The sequence below is a fragment of the Dokdonella fugitiva genome (assembly GCF_004342425.1).
GTDB classification, from domain to species: domain Bacteria; phylum Pseudomonadota; class Gammaproteobacteria; order Xanthomonadales; family Rhodanobacteraceae; genus Dokdonella_A; species Dokdonella_A fugitiva.
Genome location: NZ_SLWQ01000005.1, coordinates 1 through 19,764, shown reverse-complemented (window position 1 = coordinate 19,764; position 19,764 = coordinate 1). Strand labels below are relative to the sequence as shown.

The window sequence follows — 19,764 nt, the reverse complement described above, 5'->3', positions numbered from 1 at the left end:
GCGGCGCTCACGCGCGGCCTGAGGCCAGCATGAGCTCCTGCCTCCGCAGGATGTTGATGCAGATCAAATGAAGCAATCGCGGGAGAGCGTCGACCAGCGCGACAACGAGCTGCCGGCGCCGGGGCGCCGTGTGGCACCGATCTCAGATCTCAGACTTTCGTCGACGGCGTGGCGGGGGAAAGCGCCGACGGAGCGAGCATGCTTATCAGTTCGTCTCCTGACAGCGTTTCGCGTTCCAGAAGAATCGTGGCGGCGTGGTCGAGAGCGGCTCGCTCGGAGGAAAGGATGGATCGGGCGCGCTCGAACGCGGCGTCGAGAAGCGAACGCACGGCGTCATCGACGGTCGCCGCAGTGGCCTCGCCGTACAATCGAGGCCTCCATGGATCGGAGGCCGGGTCCAGCATCGAGCTTGCCCCAGGATCGTAGCTCACATGGCCGATCTTCGGCACCATGCCGTAACGGAGGACCATGTTTCGCGCGATGCCGGTCGCCTTGGCGAGGTCGTCAGCCGCGCCTGTCGAAGTGTCGCCAAAAACGATGGATTCCGCGGCTCGACCGCCGAACAGAATGGCGAGCTTGTCACCGAGTTCCCCGCGCGACATGAGGAAGCGGTCTTCGAGTGGCCGCTGAATGGTATAGCCGAGCGCCGCGATTCCTCGCGGGATGATCGAAACCTTCTGCACGCGGTTGGCCCCAGGCAGGGCGAGCGCGACGAGTGCATGACCGATCTCGTGATATGCAATGGTGCGTCGTTCGCTGGGCGAAAGGATGCGCGTCTTCTTCTCCAGCCCTGCGATAATGCGCTCGATCGCTTCGTTGAGATCCATCTGCTCCACGGCGGCCGCATTCCTCCGTGTCGCAAGGAGGGCAGCTTCGTTCACCAGATTGGCGAGATCGGCTCCCGTGAAGCCGGCGGTGAGTGATGCCACGTCGTCGAGCGAGACGCTGCCGTGCAGGACGACCTTGCGCGCGTGCACACGCAGGATCGCGAGGCGGCCGACTTTGTCGGGCCGATCGACGAGGATCTGGCGATCGAAGCGCCCAGCTCGCAACAGTGCCGGATCGAGGATTTCCGGCCGATTCGTTGCTGCCAGCAGCACGACGCCGCTGCGCGAGTCGAACCCATCCAGTTCGGAGAGGAGCTGATTCAGTGTCTGCTCTTTTTCGTCCTGCCCGCCGCTGACGGGGGAGCTTCCGCGGGCGCGCCCGAGCGCGTCGAGTTCGTCGATGAAAATTATGCATGGCGCCTGCTCCCTCGCCCGTTCAAACAGGTCGCGTACTCGAGCGGCACCGACGCCTACGAACAGCTCGACGAACTCAGACCCGTTGATCGAAAGAAACGGGACACCCGCTTCGCCGGCCACCGCGCGCGCCAGCAAGGTCTTGCCCGTGCCCGGCGGTCCGACGAGCAGCACACCTTTAGGGACGTGCGCGCCCAGGCGCCCATGGCCTTCCGGGTCGCGCAGGAAGGCGATGACTTCTTCCAGTTCAGCCTTCGCATCGTCGACGCCGGCGACGTCGGCGAACGTGGTCCGAATCGACTTCTCGAGATAGACCTTGGCATTGCTTTTGCCGATCGTCATCAGGCCAGAGCCGCGTCCGGCGCCCCAATGCCGCGTAAACAGCATCCATAACGCAAGGAAGATCAGCGGTGGAACCAACCAGCCAAGGATCCCCTCGAACCAACCGGAGGAAGATGCTCCGCGATAGCTCACGCCGGCTGCCGTAAGTTCCGCTGCGATGTCGCGTTCGACGCGAGCGGCTTCGAAGCGACGCGGCCGCGCGGCCGGTTCGTGCGCCTTGTAGGTGCCACGGATCGACTCTTCGGTGACGATGACATCCTCGATCTCGCCCGCCTTCAGATCCGTCTCGAACCGGCTGTAAGGGATCGTCTCGACTTCTACGAGCGATACCGCATAGCGCTCGACGACGACGAGCACGATCAGGGCGAAGATGCCGTACCAGAGCGAAAAGCGGAGTTGCCGTTTCATGAGTGCGCGATGCAATTCCCGAGCGGTCGAGGCGACGGCTCAAGCTTCTCGTATTCGACATCGCATGGAATTGACCTGGGTCATCAGCGAGCACCGTGAAGTTGACATGCATCAATCCGGCCTTGCTGGATCCAAGGAAGCTAGCGTCGGGCGGAACGAAGCGCGGGGAAATTCCAATGGCGGATGCAGGTCGTACGGCCTTGGTGACTGGAGGAACACGTGGCATTGGTCGCGCGATCTGCCTAATGCTGCAGAAGGAGGGCTACCACGTCGCAGCCGTCTATCACGCCGGCGACGAGAGCGCGCGCATGCTCCATGAGCAAAGTGGCATCCGGATCTTCAAATGGAACGTAGCGGACTTCGACGCCTGCAAGCGTGGCGTCGCCGCCGTCGAGAGCGAACTCGGTCCGGTCGACATCCTCGTGAACAACGCCGGCATCACGCGCGACACGCCGCTGCATCGGATGACGAGCGAGCAATGGACGGACGTGCTGGCCACCAACCTCGGTTCCCTGTTCAACATGTGCCGCCCGGTGATCGAAGGCATGCGGGCCCGCAAGTTCGGGCGGATCGTGAATATCGGTTCGGTGAACGGCCAGAGGGGGCAGTACGGGCAGACGAACTACGCCGCTTCCAAAGCAGGCGTCATCGGCTTCACCAAGGCATTGGCTTTGGAGAGCGCCCGTTTCGGTATCACCGTGAACTGCGTAGCGCCGGGCTACTGCCACACCGACATGGTCGCCGCCGTCCGCGACGACGTCATGGCATCGATCCTCGCGACGATCCCCGTCGGCCGGCTCGGCGAGCCGGAGGATGTCGCACGCATCGTCGCCTTCCTCGCTCAAGACTCAGCAGGTTTCATCACAGGCGCGACCTTCTCGGCGAACGGCGGCCAGTACATGGCCTGACGGGTCGTGTCACAGGGGGCCATGGAACCGCAGCGCGTGACGCAATGCCAACAGTGCGCCAGGGCTGCCTCGTGACCTGTGCTGCATGCCCAGGCAGCGCACCGACTGTGCGACGACAGCCCCGAGCAGCGCCAGAGCCATGTCCCATTGGGCATCCCAAACGTCTCCCTGGGTGCCAAGGTACGCCTGACCTAGGTCGCCGCCGAAGGTGAGCGCTGCGGCCCATTCGACCAGCTCGAAGATCGCAGACGAAGCTTCGACGACCAGGATGGGCAGAATGAACGCCCATGCGCCGCGCATGCGCACGCGCGCATTCAACATCTCCGATGTGGCCGGCAGGAGAAGCAGACCAAACATGAAGTGGACCAGGCGATCGAAATGATTGCGACGAAAGCCCAGGTATTCATTCAACGAATGCCCGCTCAGTGAGCGGAACGTCTCGTCGTACGGAACCATCGAGTACGTGTAGTGAGCCCCGATCTCGTGGGCGCAGAGGAACACGAAGAGGCAGGTATAGGCGGCGTTCGACAATCGTGAACGCCGTGCGCCGGCGATTAGCAATGGCAGCACGAGGAGGACCAGTGCGTTTTCGAGCAGCCAGTCCTGTCGATACCAGGGGCGCCAAGCGAGGGCGAGCCAGATCGCGGCGAACGATGCCAGCAAGCTGGCGGGGTATGCGAGTCGGATGTCAATCCATCGCTTCATGCGCACTTCCGTAGGGTCACGCGCGGGCTCGGATCGATGCCCGCTCGCATCGTCGCTTCACGAAATGCATCCTACACGCGCGCGGGCCGGCGAGACACGCTACCGATGCGAATGGCACTTACGGATGACCGGAAGCCGGGCGTCGGCGAACTTGATGCGCGTCAATGCACAGGCGTTCGCACGGCGTAGTGTCGGCCCTGAAACTGGCTGACGGAGGCCACCATGAAAGCGGCAGCGTGGATCGTGATGGCACTCGCGCCGGCAATGATCGGGGGCGCTCGCGCGGAAGACTCGGACTTGCGGTGCCATCTCAGTTTCACCTCGAAGGAATGGTCCGCCCTCTATTCGAGCGCAAAGGGCGAGGGCGTCGTATTCTGCAGCGACGGGGCGACGGTGCTCGTCGACATCAGCGCCAAGGGAGTCGGCCTGGCCGCGGGCAGATGGAAGATCACCGACGGAAGAGGCGTCTTCTCCCATGTCGGGAGCATCGACGAGGTCCTCGGGTCCTACCTCGCCGTCGGTGGTGAAGTGGGCCTGGCACGTGCAGGATCTGCGCGCGTCCTGACGAAGGGACCGGTGTCGCTCGCGCTGGCGGCGAAGGGAAAAGGTTTCGACTTCGGCATTTCCGTCAGCCGCTTCGAACTCCGCAGGTCGACGGCTGTCCGGCATGGGGCGCCGCATGGCCGTGGCCGAGGCACGTCATGAAAGAGCGAAGGACGTACCTCACGGCGGCGTCAGCCCTTCGATTCGGCGCCGCAATAGATGTCGTGCAAAACTTGCACGACTCGTGTGGCGGGGCTAGGCGCGAGCGCGTAGTAGATCGTCTGCGCTTCACGTCGCGTCGTCACGAGACCCTCGTCACGCAACACTGCGAGATGCTGCGAGAGCGCAGGTTGACTCAGGTCGAGATGCTCGTTGAGTTGCGTCACGGAGCGCTCGCCTTCGGCCAGCAGACACAGGATCACCAGACGACTCTCATTGCCGAGCGTCTTGAGCAGCCGGCTGGCATCGCGCGAATGCGCGCGCATCCGCTGGGGGTCGATCCCGGGAACCGATCTTCTGCCGCGCGCCATCGACGGCTCCTCCTGCGAAACATCGCCCGGCGAACCGCGCGGTGGTGCGCAGTCTAACCCGTCCAGCATCGCGTAATATCAGTTGATTATTATATATGAAATAGATAATATATTAAGGATGGCCCTGCCGGGAAACGTCATATGTCCAAGATCGTGGTCGTCGGCGCAGGCTTGGGCGGCATGAGTGCCGCGTACGAACTGCGCGAAACACTGGGACCTTCCCACGAAGTGACGCTCGTGGGGCGAGGAGGCGCGTTCGGCTTCACGCCGTCCAATCCGTGGCTGGCGATCGGCTGGCGCGACGCGGCAGACATCACGATGCCCGTCGCCCCGCATGTGGCACGGCGAGGCATCGCGTTCCGCTCTGACGGTGTCGAGCGCATCTGCGCGGACGAGAGCGCCGTGGTGACGGGCGAAGGTGTGCGTCTGTCGTACGACTACCTCGTACTTTGCACGGGCCCGCATCTCGCCTTCGACGAGATTCCGGGACTGGGCCCGGACGGCCATACGCATTCGATCTGTACCGCATCGCATGCACAGCAGGCGAGAAATGCCTACGAGGCTTTCCTCGCGAATCCCGGTCCTGTCGTCGTCGGCGCGGTGCAGGGCGCGAGCTGCTTCGGGCCTGCGTACGAGTTCGCGATGATCCTCGACGCCGATCTGCGCAAACGCCGTCTCCGTGACCGCGTACCCATCACGTTCGTCACCTCCGAGCCCTACCTCGGGCATCTCGGCCTCGGCGGCGTCGGGGATTCCAAGACATTGATGGAGTCGGAGTTTCGCAAGCGCCACATCAAGTGGATCGAAAACGCGCGCGTCGCGACGGTGCGCGCGGACGGGATGGATGTCGAGCAGCTCGATGCACGAGGCCAACTGGCGCTTCCGACCACCGTGCCGTTTCGCTACTCGATGATGATCCCCGCCTTCCGCGGTGTGCCTGCGGTCGCTGCGGTGGCGTCGCTCTGCAATGCGCGCGGCTTCGTCGCCGTCGATTCGCATCAGCGAAGCACGAAGTATCCGCGCATCTTCGCCGCCGGCGTGTGCGTCGCGATTCCGCCGGTGGAGGCTACGCCGGTACCGACGGGAGCGCCGAAGACCGGCTTCATGATCGAGTCGATGGTCAGCACCGTCGTGCGCAACATTGAGGCCGAGCTGAAAGGCGAGGCCGCCGACTACGAGGGCACATGGAACGCCGTCTGCCTCGCCGACATGGGCGATACCGGTGCCGCCTTCGTCGCGTTGCCGCAGATCCCGCCGCGCAACGTGACCTGGACCGGTGTGGGCAAATGGGCCCATCTGGCGAAGATCGGTTTCGAGAAGTACTTCCTCTACAAGATGCGTAACGGAACCTCCGAACCGATCTACGAGAAGTACGTCCTCGCCGCGCTCGGGATCGAGCGCCTCAAGGAACGTCGCACGCATGGATAGGCAGGTTGCACGCAATTTCCACGTGAATGAAGGAGTCGATGTCATGAATCTCGATCGAGCCGTAATGGCGTTCGCCGGCGTGATGATTCTCGTCAGCGTACTGCTGGTGCACTTCTTTTCCGCCTGGTGGCTGCTGCTGACCGCATTCATCGGCCTGAACCTCCTGCAGGCGAGCATGACCGGCTTCTGCCCGGCTGCGATCGTCTTCAGGAAGATCGGTGTGCCGGGGGGCGGTTGTGCGTTCAAATAGGCGATGGCTGCCAACTGCGCTGAGCCTGGCACTCGCGGCGTGCGGCGGTGAGCGCTCGGCCAATCGCATGCCGCCGTTGCCCGAACTGTCGACCTTCGAGGTCGAGCAGCCGGCAGTGATCGCCGGCCGCGCCTGGGACGGCGTGGTCGAAGCGGTTCAGCGTGCGGATCTCAGCGCGCAAACCGCGGGAACCGTCGCCGCGGTCGAAGCCGACGTGAATGATCGCGTCGAAGCCGACGCGGTGCTGGTGCGGATCGTCGCGGTTGAACAGGACGCCGTCGCCAACACGGCACGCGCCCAGTTGCGCGCGGCGGAGGCTGCTGCCGTGGTGGCGGAGCGCACCTATGCGCGCTTCGATGCATTGTCGGGCGCGCAATATGTGTCGCGCGCTCAGCTCGATCAGGCGCGTGCCGAGCGTGATGCGGCCGTCGCCGCGCGCGACGCCGCACGCGCGCGCCTGACACAGGCAGAGCAGCAGGCGGGATACACCGTGGTGCGAGCGCCATTCGCGGGCGTGGTGTCGCGACGCGAGGTCGAACCCGGCGAAACGGTGGTCGCGGGGCAGCCGCTGCTGTCGGTCTATGCGCCACGGGACCTGCGCATCGAAGTATCGGTACCGCAGACCCGCGCCGAAGCGATCCGACGCGATCCGCGCGCCCACGTCCTGTTCCCGGATGGAAGCGAAACGATGTCGCCGCGCGTGATCGTATTTCCGGCCGCGGATGTCGCCAGCCACAGCGTGGTGGTGCGCGTGAGCCTGCCTGAAATCGCGACGCCGCCTGCGCCGGGCACGACCGCGAAAGTCGTGTTCGATGCGGCAGCAAACGGTGGAGCTGAAAGCGAGTCCGTACGCATTCCCGCCGCCTCCGTCGCGCAGCGCGGCGAGCTCAGCGGCGTCTACGTCAAGCTGGGCGATCGGATCCTGCTGCGCCAGGTTCGTCTCGGCGCACGCGACGAGGACACGGTGGAGGTGATCAGCGGATTGAAGGCGGGCGACATCGTCGCTCGCGATCCCGTCGCGGCCATGCAGGCCGTGGTCGCGCAGCGGCGGGCGACGGATTCGACGCATGAGTGACGTGTCGAGCCCTTCGCGCTTCGGTCTCGCGGGCCGGCTGGCCGCGGCGTTCCAGTCCAACCCTTTGACGCCGATTCTCGCGCTCACGGGGCTCCTGCTGGGCCTTCTGGCAGTGATGGTCACGCCACGCGAGGAGGAGCCGCAGATCGACGTGACGATGGCGAACGTGATCGTTCCGTTCGAAGGCGCGAGTGCGCGCGATGTCGAGCAGTTGGTGGCGGTGCCACTGGAACAGGCGCTCTCTGAAATCGAAGGCGTCAAGCACGTGTACTCGGTCAGCCGCCCGGGGGTGGCGGTGGTCACCGTCGAATACGACGTGGGGGTGGAGCGGCAGGCTGCGCTCGTACGCCTCTACAACCAAGTGTTTTCGAACCTAGATGCATGGCCGCGGAACATCGGGGTCGGCACGCCTGTGGTGAAACCGAAGGGCATCGACGACGTGCCCGTGATGGCCCTGACCCTCTGGAGCGACGACGCGTCAACCGATGCGAGCCGCCTCGCGGAGGTGGCGCATGCGCTCGAGGCCGAACTCAAACGCATTCCCGGCACGCGTAACGTGTACGCGATCGGCGCGCCGGATCGTGTGGTCATGGTCACCCTCGATGCCGCGAAACTCGCCGCGTACGGCCTCGCGCCCGGCGATCTCGCGACGGCGCTGCAGGCCGCGAACGTGGTGCACCAACCGGGGGAGCGCGTGGGCGCCGATGGCGCGTTGCCGGTGACGGCCGGCCGCTTCCTCGCGTCCGCAGAAGACGTCGCCTCGCTCGTCATCGGCAGCAATGGCGGCAAGCCACTGTTGATTTCGGACGTCGCCACCGTCGAGGCGAGGGCCGACTTGCCCGCGCGTTACGCCTGGTACGGTTCACCACCGGGCCGCCCGGGGCCGAGGGCCGGCATCGCTCCCGCGGTAACCGTCGCGATCGCCAAGAAACCTGGCAGCAACGCGTCCGACATCACGACGGCGATCACCCGCCGCGTCGGTCAACTCCAGGGCGAGATGATTCCCGACGGCGTGCACGTGACCGTGACCCGCGACTACGGCAGGACTGCTTCGGACAAAGCGCAGAAGCTGATGCAGAAGCTTCTCTTCGCCACGTTGTCGGTGATCGCGCTGGTCCTGTTCACCCTCGGCTGGCGCGAGGCGGTGGCCGTCGGCAGCGCCGTCGCCCTGACGCTCGCGGTGACGCTGTTCGCGTCGCATGCGATGGGTTTCACCCTCAACCGCGTTTCATTGTTCGCGCTGATCTTTTCGATAGGCATTCTCGTGGACGACGCCGTCGTCATCGTCGAGAACATCCATCGGCACCTGTCGCTTCCAGGTCCCGACGGGCGAACGCGCACGTTGTCCGAAGTGATCCCGGGAGCCGTGAACGAAGTCGGCGGCCCGACGATCCTGGCCACCTTCACGGTGATCGCGGCGCTCATGCCGATGGCATTCGTGTCGGGGCTCATGGGGCCGTACATGCGTCCGATCCCGGTCAATGCGTCGGCCGGGATGCTGCTGTCGCTGGCCATCGCATTGACGGTCACGCCATGGTTGTCGCTCAAGCTGCTGCGTCGGCATGAAGCGAGCGAGCATTCCCTGCGATCCTCCGAAGACCAGCGGCAGGGCAGATTGCACCGCCTGTTCCGGCGATTGATGTCGCCATTTCTCGTGCCGCATGCCCGCCGCCGGCGTCGTTTCCTGTTCGGTTCGATGATCGTGCTCGTGATGCTTGCGGCATCGCTCGCGATCGTCGAATGGGTCGTTCTGAAGATGCTCCCGTTCGACAACAAGTCGGAAGTCCAGGTCATCGTCGACCTGCCGGAAGGCAATACGCTCGAAAGAACCGACGCGCTGTTGAAGGAACTGGCTGCCGAAGTCGACACGATACCCGAAGTGCTCGACTACCAGGGGTATGCAGGCACCGCGGCTCCGATCAACTTCAACGGACTCGTGCGCCAGTACTTCCTGCGCAGCGGCAGTAACGTCGGCGACTTGCAGGTGAACCTCGTCGACAAGCATCTTCGCTCGCGGCAGAGTCATGCGATCGCGCTGGCCATGCGCCCGGGCCTTGCTGCGATAGGCGCGCACTACGGGGCATCGGTGAAGGTCGTCGAGGTGCCGCCCGGGCCTCCGGTGCTCGCCCCGATCGTGGCGGAAGTCTATGGGCCGGACTACGCGGGCCAGCGCCGTATCGCGCGCGCGCTCGCGTCGGAGCAGTTCGCCCGTATCGAAGGCATCGTCGATGTCGATACGAGCGTGGAAGCCGACGCGCCTCGTGAGGTCTATGTGCTCGACCGCGTGCGCGCCTCACGCCTGGGTGTGACGCAGGCTGCGGTCGCGGATGCGATCGCCGCGGCCGTCGCGGGCGACGATGCCACATTCGTCCATGACGGCACCTCGAAGTATCCGCGCCCCGTTCGCCTGCGCTTGCCGGCTGCGGAGCAGGCGACCTCGTCGTCGCTGCTCGCCGTGCGGGTGCGCGGCGAAGGGGGCAGGCTGGTGCCGTTGTCGGAACTGGCGAGCGTGCGAACGGACGCGTGGGACGGCACGATCCATCACAAGGACGGCTTGCCCGTGGCGTACGTCACCGGCGACGAGGCCGGCAAGCTCGACAGTCCGCTCTACGGCATGTTCGCGGTAGTCGGGAAGCTGCGCGATGCGCGCTTCGAAGGCGAGGCGCTGCCGTTGCACCAGACATTCATCGCGCAACCGGCGGACGCGAGCCGCTATGCGGTGAAGTGGGACGGCGAATGGCAGATCACTTACGAGACCTTTCGCGACATGGGTATCGCCTATGCCGCCGGCATGGTGCTCATCTACCTGCTGGTGGTTGCGCAATTTAGAAGCTACATCGTGCCGCTCGTGATCATGGCACCGATACCGTTGACCGTGATCGGCGTGATGCCGGGACATGCATTGCTCGGAGCACAGTTCACCGCGACGAGCATGATCGGCATGATTGCCTTAGCAGGCATCATCGTGCGCAATTCGATTCTCCTGGTGGACTTCATCGGTCACGAAGTCGAGCGCGGCGTGCCGCTGGAGGAGGCGGTGATCGACGCGTGCGCCGTCCGTGCCAAGCCAATTGCCCTCACCGGTGTGGCCGCGATGCTCGGCGCGTTCTTCATCCTCGATGACCCGATCTTCAATGGCCTCGCCATTTCGCTGATCTTCGGGATCCTGGTCAGCACGCTCCTGACGTTGGTCGTGATTCCAATTCTCTACTATGCGATCAAGCGCCGACCGCGCACCGGTGAGGTCGTACAGGTTGCATGATGCGCGCAGCGGAACAACGACGCGCGCCTCGCTTACCGGGCTTTCCGTGGATCGCGGCGAGCGGCCGAAAGGAGTGACCCGATGAGGAGTAGAGCAACGAAGCCGAGGATCACCGTGGTGGGCGCCGGCTTCGCCGGGCTGACGGCACTGCGCACCTTGCGCGCGCGCGCTGCCGATGCGGAACTCACCCTGGTGGCGCCCGTTGCCGAATTGCATTACCTGCCCGGGACGATCTGGATCCCATCAGGAGAACGCGACCGCTCGAAGGTCGTGGTCCCCCTCGATCGCTTCCTGCAGCGCCAGCGCGTCCGCTTCCACCGCGCGAGCGCGACCGGACTCTCGGCAGATGCACGCACGTTGCATACCGATGCCGGGGAGGTCGCCAACGACGGTATCGTGATCGCGACCGGCGCACGCTTCCTGCGCGGATTGCCCGGCATCGAACACGCGATCATCCCGTGCGAGGGCATCGCGGCGGGCGAGGCGATTCGCGATCGCCTCGATGCGCTCGAGGGCGGCACGCTGTGCTTCGGCTTCGGCTCCAACCCGCAGGAGCTCGCGGCGATGCGTGGCGGTCCGGTATTCGAGTTCGTCCTCGGCATCGACACCTTGCTGCGCCGACAGCAGCGCCGTGAACGCTTCCGGCTCGTGTTCTTCAGTCCGTCGGAAAAACCCGGCCAGCGACTCGGCGAGCGCGCCGTCGAACTGCTCCTACGTGAACTGCGCGGACGCGGCATCGAAACCGCGCTCGGCGAGAAGCCGCTGCGCTTCGAACCCGATGCGGTCGTCCTGGAGCGCACGAGCATTCGCAGCGACATGACGCTGTTCATGCCCGGCTTGACCGGGCAAGCATGGCTCGATGCGACCTCACTGCCGCGCTCCCCTGGAGGCTTCGTCCAGGCTGATGCCGGCTGCCACGTCGCCGGCGCGCCCATGGTCTACGTCGCTGGCGACGGCGGCAGCTTCCCCGGGCCCGACTGGATGCCAAAGCAGGCTCATCAAGCGGATCTTCAAGCGAGCATTGCCGCGCGCAACTTGCTCGGCGAACTGCGGGGCGAGACCCACATGCAGACGTTCCGCCCCGAACTGGTATGCATCATCGACACCCTCGACCGCGGATTGGCGGTCGTGCGCACGGATGGTCGCGGATGGGCGCTGCCACCCTTGCGCGCGATGCATTGGGTGAAAACAGCGTTCGAAAGCCATTACTTGAGGCGATATCGTTGACGAGGCCGGTGCCGCGGGCGCGAGCAATGCCACTCCGCGTCGCCATCGCAGTACGCCACGAAGCGGTGCCGCACGCGCGGTGCCTCGGGCGTTCCTGATCGAGGAGGTCGAGCATGCGAGACATCATGGTGTATGCGGGGCGTTATGACGCGTGGAGCTGCGGCGTCGAGTACGCCGCTAGCCTGGCTTCGTGCATCGGCGGCTCGCTGACCGGCGTTTTCGTGCACCTATGGCCGTTCTACATGCCACCGCCGACGGGCTCGGCGCTCGAGCCCTTTGAGTCGGCGAGTGCGCTGGAGCGCTCCGCGCGCGCTGCGGAGTCGGCGTTCATCGCATGGGCAAACGGCATGGGGGTGCAGCAAGTGAATTGGCAGGTAGCCGACGGGCGCACCCCGGAATCGCTCGCGCACGTCGGGAATTGGCACGATCTGCTGGTGCTCGATCGCGATCAGGATGTGCCCTGGGGCGCGCCGGTCGATCTCGGTTCGATCGTGGTTCGCTCCCATGTTCCGTGCCTCATGGTTCCGCCTGCGAGGCGTAACGCAGCGTTCGACTGCATCGCCATTGCGTGGAACGACTCCCCACAGGCCATGCGTGCGATCCATAGCGCCCTGCCGTTGTTGCGGCGTGCGTCGCGCGTCATATTGCTGGACGGCGCCCGGGGCGCGCCGGAGAGCGAGGCCAAATGGCAGCCTCCGCTCGACATCCATGCGCATCTCGCACGGCACGGCATCGACCCCGTCGTCCAAGGACCATTCGCGGACGGCGATCGGATCGGCGAAGCTCTGCTGCTCGCGGCATCCAGAGCCGGGGCCGACCTGCTCGTGATGGGTGCCTACGGCCGGTCGCGCATCGGTGAATGGCATTCGGCGGCGCCACCCGCACCGTGCTGCACGAGGCTACCGTCCCCGTGTTCATGCACAACTGAAAGTTTCGCCCGGATGCGCCGGGCGGCGTCTTTCAGGCGATTTCCGAACGCGGTACCGTCGGCTCCAGCAACGGCGCCACACGCTCGTGGATTTCCGTCGGGGAGAGCGTGACGAGATCCCGGTGTATTTCCGCCGTAATGGAGTCGCGCAACGGCTTGGCGCATTGCCCATGCAGGGCACCGGCGAACTTGGCTGGCGCTGCCACGACGAGTCGTTCGTAGCGACGTTCCGTGCGGCCTCGCTCCAGTGCCGCGGCCAGGGTTCTCGCGAAGCGCATGGTCTGCTTCGATCGAAGCGTGGTGTGCGGCTCGATGGAATGACGTGCAAACCCTACGCTTTCATTGACGGTGGGGGGATGATCCGTCGTGAATTGCCGCGCGCTCGCGCGTACGTCCGGATTGAGGAAGCTTTCCAGCTGGTGCAGCGGCTCGTCGCGCCGGGTGCTCTCGAACAACCGCGCCCGACTACCGTCCGCGACGAGAACCCAAGTGATTGTCATGGCACGCTCCGACAAGGCCGAAATGGCCCGTGCGCATGCTCGCGTTCAATATCTGGTCGCGCATTGATCTGGATCAACTCGATTCGAGATCGAGCCGCTTGACCTGCATCAATTCACAATGGCAGTACCGGGCCTATCGTGATCACGTCCATTCAACCCGGAGGAGTCATCATGAAAACCGATCGGCAGTTGCAGCAGGACGTGATGGAGGAATTGCGGTGGGATGCCGCGGTGCAGTCCGCCCATATCGGCGTCGAGGCGAGAGATGGCGTAGTGACGTTGTCCGGCGAGATCGACAGCTACGCCGAGAAGTTCGCCGCGGCGGATGCGGCAAAGCGCGTCGCCGGGGTCAAGGGCGTGGCAATGGACCTGGAAGTGAAATTACCGGGAAGCAACAAGCGAACCGATGCGGACATTGCCAAGGCGGCCGTGACGGCGCTCGAGTGGAACGTCTCGGTGCCGATCGGCGCCGTGCAGGTGAAGGTCGACGACGGCTTCGTCACCTTGACCGGCGAGGTCGACTGGGACTACCAGCGCGATGCCGCGGCGGCGTCGGTCCGTCCGCTGCTCGGGGTCCGTGGCTTGAACAATGCAGTGTCGCTGCGCCCGCACGCGGCGATCAAGGACGTCAAGGGAAAGATCGAGGCGGCTCTGCAACGCCTTGCTCACCAGGATTCGAAGGAAGTGACCGTGGCCGTGAACGACGGCACTGTCACATTGAGCGGGACCGCGCATTCATTCCTCGAGCGCGACACGATCGAAGCCGCGGCATGGAACGCTCCGGGCGTCCAGCAGGTCGTCGATCACATCATCGTGGCGCCGTGACACGCACGTCGACGAGTGCCGATACAAGCGAGCCCGCCGACGCGCTCGGCGGGCTCCGGAAGCGTTAATGGCGGGCAAATGGGTCATTTCCGTGCTTGCAGCCCTGCTTGCCGTGCAGGCGGTCGCTGGCGAGAGCGATCCGAACAATCCGGTGTCGATCGCGAATGCCCCATGGTGGTATCCGCAAACCGCTCCGGATGGTCCGGTCGTGATTGTCGTCAGCCTGGTCGAACAGCGCGCATACGTCTACCGGAACGGCATCGCGATCGGTGCCAGTGCGATCAGCTCAGGAAAGCGCGGTCATGCCACGCCGCCTGGTGTATTCACGATCCTGCAGAAGGAACGCGAACATCGGTCCAATCTGTATGACGATGCACCGATGCCTTTCATGGAGCGACTCACGTGGGACGGCGTGGCGATTCATGCAGGAACACTTCCCGGATATCCTGCCTCGCACGGCTGCATCCGCGTGCCGCAGCCCTTCGCCGAACACCTGTTCGAGGTGACCCGCAACGGCGATACCGTGGTCGTGTCCGATCGCGATGCCGTCGACCCCGAGATCATCCATCCGTCGGTGCTGGCGCCGGTAACGCCTCTAGGGAAACCGGATTTGGGCATCGCACAGGCCGCATCATTCTGGTGGGATGCGGACGCGAAGACCGAAGGACCCGTCAGCATTCTCGTGAGCCTCGTGGACCGGCGTGCGTACGTGATGCGCAATGGCGTGCGCATCGGCGCCGGCGCGGTGGACGTCACGGAAGGATTCCAGGGACACGGCGCCGTCGTTTTCGTGGCGCAAGAGGAACAGGGTGGGGCGCCTGGTTCGCGGACATGGCTCGCCTACCCGCTGCGCGGCGATCTCGGCCTGTGGTCTATGGATTCGCTCGCAAAACACCTCAAAGTGTCCGACGAATTCGCGGGCCACGTGCGCGATGTCCTCGTCGCCGGCACGACCGTACTGGTGACGGACCAGCCCGCATTGCGCGGCGAAATCGTGGCTCCGATCCTGCAGTCGGGTATGGGCGCGGCCTTGCGTGACCAATCAACTGCAGGAGTGCCGCCGTGACGTTCCCGCACCTTCGCCTGAGCAGCCGAATGATCGCGATGTCGTACCTGTGCATGGCCGTCCTCGCGCCGTCAATGGTCGGCGTCGCAGTCTTGCGCGAGGCGACGATGCGCGACGAGATGGACCGCGAGACAGCACGCCAGTTGTACGTGCAAGCGATCGCGAGCGGCATTGCTCATTCGGCGAACGCCGCGAGCGCGGCACTCTCGACGCTCGCATCCGATCCGTCGACGAGCCGTGCCGTCTCGAGCGGCGAACTCGACGTCGTGGAAATGCGCTTTCGTCGCATCATGCAGGCGATCGGCATGAAGCAGATCGAATTGACGGACTCGAACGGTCGCCCGGTACTGCGCGTGACTAACGACGAGCCGGGATCAGCCGGTTCTCGAGATCTTGGTTCGGACCTGCGCTTTCACCACGCGGTACGCGGCACGGATTCCATGGTCGGCGAAGTCGTGGGAACGGCGTCGATCACGACGCTCGTCGACGCCGCCGCTTACTCGCAAAGCCTCGGGCGCCTCATCCTGCACTCGCGCGGTGGGCGTGTCCTTGCCGATCCGGAAGCCGGCGGGCGTGGAACGATCCTCGATATTCCGGAGAGTGCCGGCGCGATGCGTGCGCCCATCGAAGCGGGCGTCAGCACGTCCGGACCAGGCACTTCGGTCGCCTTCGCCGTTGCGGGCGACCTGCCGATCGTCGTCACCATGACAGCCTCTGTCGGCGGCTCGCCATGGCCATGGTGGAGCCTCGTCGTACTCGACGGGCTCCTGCTCGCTGTCGGGTGGCTGGTCGTCTCGAGCGCGACGATGAAGCAAGCGCCCGTCCCCTGAGCTTGCAAGTCAATGCCGCAGGAAGACCGGAATGTGCGCTTCGGCGAGGACGTGTCGGGTGGCGCCCCCGAAAATCCATTCGCTGAAGCGTGCACGCCCGTACGCCCCCATGACCAGCAGGTCGGCGCGGCACTCCGAAGCCGCTTCCAGTAACGCCGAGCCGGCGTCGGCGTCGCTCGCGTCCAGTTCACGATCTTCGACGAGCAGCCCATGGCCGCGCAGGTATGTTCCGAGGTCGAACTCCGGCTTCCAACTGGTCGTCAACGGCTGTTCGCGCCGCTTGCCGGAGAGGATCACGATGCGACCGGCCGTGGCGAGAATCGGAAGCGCTGCATGGATTGCGCGGATGGCTTCAGGTGAATGGTTCCAGCCGAGCGCCACGCATTGAGCGCGCGCCGTCGAGCAGGTCGGTGGCGTGACGATGCAGGGCAAGTGGCTGCGCAGGACCAGACCTCCCAACGACTGGGGAGAACCCCAGTTGCTCTTCGCGTCACGACCCAGCACGAGCACGTCGTGCCAATTGCCAATCTGCGAGAGCACGTCCGGCACTTCTCCCTCGGCGACTTCCCAGAGTGCCGAGCGGGTACCGAGTACGCGTGCCTGGGCCTCGAATGCGCTGCGCCGCGCGCATGCCTCTTCCTTGATCTGCCGAAGCTCGTCGACGATCCGTGACAGCAGGAGCGGGGCATCGTAGGGAGACACCATCATGTACGGTGACGCCACGACGTGGACGCCCGTCAGATGCCCCGAGAATGCAGCAGCCAAGCCCGCCGCATACTTCATGCTCGGCGTCCATGAGGAGTAGTTGTCCGCATAAGCTAGGATGTCTTTCATGACGGTATCTCCGCTCGACGATGCAGCGCACCCTATCGCGCCGTTCGCCGGTCGATGCTGATCTGGATCAATCCGCGATGATGTGCCGGCTGTCGGTGCCGTGCGTTGAACTCAGTCCGGGACGATGACGGCTGCGCCGCTGAGCGAACCTTCCCTAAGCGCCTCCAATGCAAGGTTCGCATCGCGAAGCGGATAGGTGCGCACGCGGGTTCGAACGTCGTCGCCGGCGGCGAGGAAGAACGTGCGTCCGTCTTCGCGAGTCAGATTGGCCACGGAGACGAGTTCGCGTTCGCCCCAAAGTCGACGGTATTCGAACCCTGGAATGTCGCTCATGTGGATGCCTGCGCATACCACGCGCCCACCTTTGCGCACCCTGCCGAGAGCGATGGGCACGAGGGCGCCGACGGGCGCAAAGATGATCGTCGCGTCGAGTGGATGCGGTGGCGCATCGTCGGAGCCGCCGGCCCAGCATGCTCCGAGACTTCGCGCAAAGGCTTGAGTCGCCCCGTCTCCGGGACGAGTGAACGCGTACACCGAGACGCCTCGTGCGACGGCCATCTGGCAAAGGATGTGCGCTGCCGCGCCGAAGCCGTACAAGCCGAGATCGCGGCATGGCCCGGCCGCCCGGAATGCGCGCCAACCGATGAGGCCCGCGCACAGCAACGGCGCCAGCGATGCGGGTTCCGCGGATATGTCGCCCAATCGAAGGCAGTAGGCGGCGTCGGCGAGCATATGGGTCGCGAATCCGCCATCCAGCGTGCAGCCGATGAACTCGGGCGCGTCGCATAGGTTCTCGCGATCACCCAAGCAAAAGTCGCATCGCCCGCAGGTCCGACCGAGCCAAGGGACGCCGATGCGCTCCCCGACAGCAGGAGACGTCACTCCGGCGCCGACATCTTCCACGGTGCCGACGACTTCGTGACCGGGAACGATCGGATAGCGTGCCTGCGGGAGCTCGCCGTCGGCGACGTGCAGATCCGTGCGGCAGACGCCACAGGCCTCGACGCGGACGAGCACTTGGCCCGCTGCAGGCTGTGGCATGGGCCGGGTCGCTTCGGCGAGTGGCATGCCCGGTGCGACGAGCTGCATCACGCGGTATTCGTCTTTCATCGTTTCCGCATCGCTCATAGCCCGAACGGATAGGTGTCCGGCGGTTCGTGCCGGATCCAATGCTCGCTCATGTCCAGCGGCTCGACCGCACTCGTTTCATCAAGGTGGAACACGGCGTCGAACTGCGAGCCGATCTGCGCCGAAAAATAGTGGCTCTCGAGTTCGGTCTCGGGTCGGTACACCACGCCGATTGCCCGCTCGAGCAACGGGTTGTCCATCGAGGCGACGACCTCGTCGCGCAACGGCAGGAAGAAGCGGTCCAGTCCGCTCGCGTAGAACGCATGCTCGTAGCTGTCGCGACGTGCAGGACGGACCCAGCGCCGCTCCGCGGGCTGATCCCAGTCGCGTGCCGCCGTGACGTGGCCGGTATAGGTCGTGAAGCCGACCAGCACTGTGTCCTGGAGTCCCGCCTCCTGGCGCAACAGCTGACCGACATTCCATTCACCGCGCTTGCTCATTGCGGTGGCGCGCGCGTCGCCCAGATGCGAATTGTGCGCCCAGACCACGATGCGGCCCCGGCGAGAATATGATTATTATGGCGGAGGACGTGCCTGCTCTTCAGGGTAAGCTGAAGCGTGTGCCCAAAGTTTTTGGAAACAATCTTGACTGGCTAACAAAGCATCCATTTGACGTCGCTATTGATGAAATCAATTTTGTTCAAAAACGTGTGCCACTTTTGCAGTTGGCGGACTGCTGCGCGTTCGCACTTCGACGTCAGCTTGCAGGCCTTCCGGATGGATTGGAGCTTATGCAGTGGCTAGACGATGGGTTTGATGGATTCAAAATGCCTGCAGACTGGCCCGGCGCTATGGGGTATGTGATCAAGGACGTGTCGCGATGGTGTTGGTAGCGACCGGCAGCTGATCGGCCCGAACCTGCGTGGGAATTTGCAGACATAGCAGCAAGATTCCTGGCAGCAGTATCAGGCGTAGCTTTCGAGACGCGATAACGCTGAGGGCTGTCGCGAGCAAAACCAAACCCAAGACGCTCAATGCAGGTGCGGGCTGGGGAGGGTTGGGGACTCCGCCGACGGTGAAAGGCAGGATAGCTAGTGTCGTCGTACTGGTCCCATCTACTGCGACACGCAACCAATCAACCTGTACCGTGTAGTTGCCCGGAGAAAACTCGCCAATCGAAGGCGACGTTTGAAGAGGGGGGTACACGCATAGTTCAGGGTCACTGTACGAGTACCCAAAAAACAGTATTCGGATCGCGTTTCCTTCTCTCGTCACGATTGGATACGGGTCTTCAGGAACGAAGACATCACATTCCCCAAAGCGTACATTGACCATTACGCTCTGGCCTGCTTGAGGTGCTGAAGGTGTTAGATATGGAGTGTCGACGAACGCCTTTGCCGGTTGCGCGAATGGCATACAAACGAACGCCAGCACGATCTTCATCAAGAGTCGGTGCATCAGCGCTTCCTCTGGCCCCAGATAGTGCATTCTGCCATGCGCTCGCGCACCTCTCACAGTAGGCTGCTATAGGACTTCCTAGAAGCGATGCAGCTGCAGCATCTCTGAGGAGCACGGCCGTCGGAGTCCTCGGTGCCCGGTACGGTGTGTTCGTAACCGTAGTAAGCAGACGCTCCTGCCCGTACAGCGCGAGTCTGTAATTTGAACTGTGTAACTGCTCCCTGACGTATGGTAGCGGCAGATGCCGCGAGGAGCAGAGATGGCAGACAAGGTGGACGAGAGGGCGCTCGAGGCGCTGCTGTCCGGATGCAAGACACCTCAGGACGTGGCGACGCTG

18 protein-coding genes and 1 pseudogene are annotated in these 19,764 nt (G+C 64.4%); 12 read left to right on the top strand and 7 right to left on the bottom strand.

The features are described from left to right. Positions 1–149 precede the first annotated feature (149 nt). The gene (gene ftsH, locus EV148_RS10195; RefSeq protein ID WP_131997537.1) at positions 150–1,991 is read right to left on the bottom strand and encodes an ATP-dependent zinc metalloprotease FtsH; all 1,842 of its coding nucleotides are present in this window, start codon (positions 1,989–1,991) and stop codon (positions 150–152) included. A gap of 176 nt (positions 1,992–2,167) precedes the next feature. Between ftsH and phbB the strand changes: the two genes are divergently transcribed. Next, complete coding sequence (gene phbB / locus EV148_RS10190; protein WP_131997535.1) at positions 2,168–2,899, top strand: acetoacetyl-CoA reductase; 732 nt, start codon at positions 2,168–2,170, stop codon at positions 2,897–2,899. 9 nt (positions 2,900–2,908) lie between these two features. Here the strand turns inward: phbB and EV148_RS10185 are convergent, their stop codons facing one another. Continuing rightward, positions 2,909–3,604 (bottom strand): DUF2238 domain-containing protein, encoded by a 696-nt coding sequence (locus EV148_RS10185; RefSeq protein ID WP_131997532.1) that lies wholly within the window; start codon positions 3,602–3,604, stop codon positions 2,909–2,911. Positions 3,605–3,826: 222 nt separating this feature from the next. Between EV148_RS10185 and EV148_RS10180 the strand changes: the two genes are divergently transcribed. Next, positions 3,827–4,309 (top strand): hypothetical protein, encoded by a 483-nt coding sequence (locus EV148_RS10180; RefSeq protein WP_199222760.1) that lies wholly within the window; start codon positions 3,827–3,829, stop codon positions 4,307–4,309. Between the two features lie 29 nt (positions 4,310–4,338). On the opposite strand, the gene EV148_RS10175 is transcribed toward EV148_RS10180, so the two are convergent. Then, complete coding sequence (locus EV148_RS10175) at positions 4,339–4,677, bottom strand: ArsR/SmtB family transcription factor (RefSeq protein ID WP_199222759.1); 339 nt, start codon at positions 4,675–4,677, stop codon at positions 4,339–4,341. A gap of 141 nt (positions 4,678–4,818) precedes the next feature. Between EV148_RS10175 and EV148_RS10170 the strand changes: the two genes are divergently transcribed. The 6 genes from EV148_RS10170 to EV148_RS10145 all read left to right on the top strand — a co-directional run bounded on the left by EV148_RS10170 (position 4,819) and on the right by EV148_RS10145 (position 12,959). Beyond that, positions 4,819–6,105: an NAD(P)/FAD-dependent oxidoreductase gene (locus EV148_RS10170; protein WP_131997529.1), complete on the top strand. Its 1,287-nt coding sequence runs from the start codon at positions 4,819–4,821 to the stop codon at positions 6,103–6,105. A 43-nt stretch (positions 6,106–6,148) separates the two neighbouring features. Beyond that, positions 6,149–6,355, top strand: a complete 207-nt coding sequence (locus tag EV148_RS10165; RefSeq protein WP_131997526.1) for a YgaP family membrane protein — start codon at positions 6,149–6,151, stop codon at positions 6,353–6,355. A gap of 67 nt (positions 6,356–6,422) precedes the next feature. After that, complete coding sequence (locus tag EV148_RS10160; RefSeq protein WP_131997523.1) at positions 6,423–7,430, top strand: efflux RND transporter periplasmic adaptor subunit; 1,008 nt, start codon at positions 6,423–6,425, stop codon at positions 7,428–7,430. Continuing rightward, positions 7,423–10,692 (top strand): efflux RND transporter permease subunit, encoded by a 3,270-nt coding sequence (locus EV148_RS10155; RefSeq protein WP_131997520.1) that lies wholly within the window; start codon positions 7,423–7,425, stop codon positions 10,690–10,692. The genes EV148_RS10160 and EV148_RS10155 overlap by 8 nt, the downstream gene beginning before the upstream one ends. Before the next feature lie 117 nt (positions 10,693–10,809). Beyond that, a complete protein-coding gene (locus EV148_RS10150; protein WP_199222758.1) occupies positions 10,810–11,919 on the top strand; it encodes an NAD(P)/FAD-dependent oxidoreductase in 1,110 nt (369 codons plus the stop codon). Positions 11,920–12,032: 113 nt separating this feature from the next. Next, on the top strand, positions 12,033–12,959 hold the full coding sequence (locus tag EV148_RS10145; RefSeq protein ID WP_131997515.1) for a universal stress protein: 927 nt from the start codon (positions 12,033–12,035) through the stop codon (positions 12,957–12,959). Here the strand turns inward: EV148_RS10145 and EV148_RS10140 are convergent. After that, positions 12,901–13,347: pseudogene (locus tag EV148_RS10140) on the bottom strand (host attachment protein); the annotation flags it as partial. The gene EV148_RS10145 and the pseudogene EV148_RS10140 overlap by 59 nt on opposite strands. 171 nt (positions 13,348–13,518) lie before the next feature. Here EV148_RS10140 and EV148_RS10135 point away from each other — a divergent pair. The 3 genes from EV148_RS10135 (at position 13,519) to EV148_RS10125 (ending at position 16,068) form a co-directional block, all read left to right on the top strand. Further along, positions 13,519–14,172 carry a BON domain-containing protein gene (locus EV148_RS10135; protein WP_131997509.1) on the top strand — a complete coding sequence of 218 codons (654 nt, stop codon included), beginning with the start codon at positions 13,519–13,521 and terminating at the stop codon, positions 14,170–14,172. A 67-nt stretch (positions 14,173–14,239) separates the two neighbouring features. After that, a complete protein-coding gene (locus EV148_RS10130) occupies positions 14,240–15,238 on the top strand; it encodes a L,D-transpeptidase family protein (protein ID WP_131997506.1) in 999 nt (332 codons plus the stop codon). Continuing rightward, positions 15,235–16,068 (top strand): cache domain-containing protein, encoded by an 834-nt coding sequence (locus EV148_RS10125; protein ID WP_131997503.1) that lies wholly within the window; start codon positions 15,235–15,237, stop codon positions 16,066–16,068. The genes EV148_RS10130 and EV148_RS10125 overlap by 4 nt, the downstream gene beginning before the upstream one ends. Before the next feature lie 9 nt (positions 16,069–16,077). Here the strand turns inward: EV148_RS10125 and EV148_RS10120 are convergent, their stop codons facing one another. The 3 genes from EV148_RS10120 to EV148_RS10110 form a co-directional block, all read right to left on the bottom strand. Then, entirely contained in the window at positions 16,078–16,902 is an 825-nt protein-coding gene (locus EV148_RS10120) for a universal stress protein (RefSeq protein ID WP_131997500.1), read from the bottom strand. A 111-nt stretch (positions 16,903–17,013) separates the two neighbouring features. After that, complete coding sequence (locus EV148_RS10115; protein WP_241988048.1) at positions 17,014–18,012, bottom strand: zinc-dependent alcohol dehydrogenase family protein; 999 nt, start codon at positions 18,010–18,012, stop codon at positions 17,014–17,016. 14 nt (positions 18,013–18,026) lie between these two features. After that, the gene (locus EV148_RS10110) at positions 18,027–18,521 is read right to left on the bottom strand and encodes an erythromycin esterase family protein (RefSeq protein ID WP_131997497.1); all 495 of its coding nucleotides are present in this window, start codon (positions 18,519–18,521) and stop codon (positions 18,027–18,029) included. A gap of 26 nt (positions 18,522–18,547) precedes the next feature. Between EV148_RS10110 and EV148_RS10105 the strand changes: the two genes are divergently transcribed. Further along, complete coding sequence (locus tag EV148_RS10105) at positions 18,548–18,862, top strand: hypothetical protein (RefSeq protein ID WP_131997494.1); 315 nt, start codon at positions 18,548–18,550, stop codon at positions 18,860–18,862. The last annotated feature ends 902 nt before the right edge of the window (positions 18,863–19,764 follow it).

Coding starts and splice junctions, on each gene's coding strand:
- ftsH (WP_131997537.1), bottom strand. CDS start 1,991: ATGAAACGGCAACTCCGCTTTTCGCTCTGGTACGGCATCTTCGCCCTG.
- phbB (WP_131997535.1), top strand. CDS start 2,168: ATGGCGGATGCAGGTCGTACGGCCTTGGTGACTGGAGGAACACGTGGC.
- EV148_RS10185 (WP_131997532.1), bottom strand. CDS start 3,604: ATGAAGCGATGGATTGACATCCGACTCGCATACCCCGCCAGCTTGCTG.
- EV148_RS10180 (WP_199222760.1), top strand. CDS start 3,827: ATGAAAGCGGCAGCGTGGATCGTGATGGCACTCGCGCCGGCAATGATC.
- EV148_RS10175 (WP_199222759.1), bottom strand. CDS start 4,677: ATGGCGCGCGGCAGAAGATCGGTTCCCGGGATCGACCCCCAGCGGATG.
- EV148_RS10170 (WP_131997529.1), top strand. CDS start 4,819: ATGTCCAAGATCGTGGTCGTCGGCGCAGGCTTGGGCGGCATGAGTGCC.
- EV148_RS10165 (WP_131997526.1), top strand. CDS start 6,149: ATGAATCTCGATCGAGCCGTAATGGCGTTCGCCGGCGTGATGATTCTC.
- EV148_RS10160 (WP_131997523.1), top strand. CDS start 6,423: ATGCCGCCGTTGCCCGAACTGTCGACCTTCGAGGTCGAGCAGCCGGCA.
- EV148_RS10155 (WP_131997520.1), top strand. CDS start 7,423: ATGAGTGACGTGTCGAGCCCTTCGCGCTTCGGTCTCGCGGGCCGGCTG.
- EV148_RS10145 (WP_131997515.1), top strand. CDS start 12,033: ATGCGAGACATCATGGTGTATGCGGGGCGTTATGACGCGTGGAGCTGC.
- EV148_RS10135 (WP_131997509.1), top strand. CDS start 13,519: ATGAAAACCGATCGGCAGTTGCAGCAGGACGTGATGGAGGAATTGCGG.
- EV148_RS10130 (WP_131997506.1), top strand. CDS start 14,240: ATGGCGGGCAAATGGGTCATTTCCGTGCTTGCAGCCCTGCTTGCCGTG.
- EV148_RS10120 (WP_131997500.1), bottom strand. CDS start 16,902: ATGAAAGACATCCTAGCTTATGCGGACAACTACTCCTCATGGACGCCG.
- EV148_RS10115 (WP_241988048.1), bottom strand. CDS start 18,012: ATGAAAGACGAATACCGCGTGATGCAGCTCGTCGCACCGGGCATGCCA.
- EV148_RS10105 (WP_131997494.1), top strand. CDS start 18,548: ATGGCGGAGGACGTGCCTGCTCTTCAGGGTAAGCTGAAGCGTGTGCCC.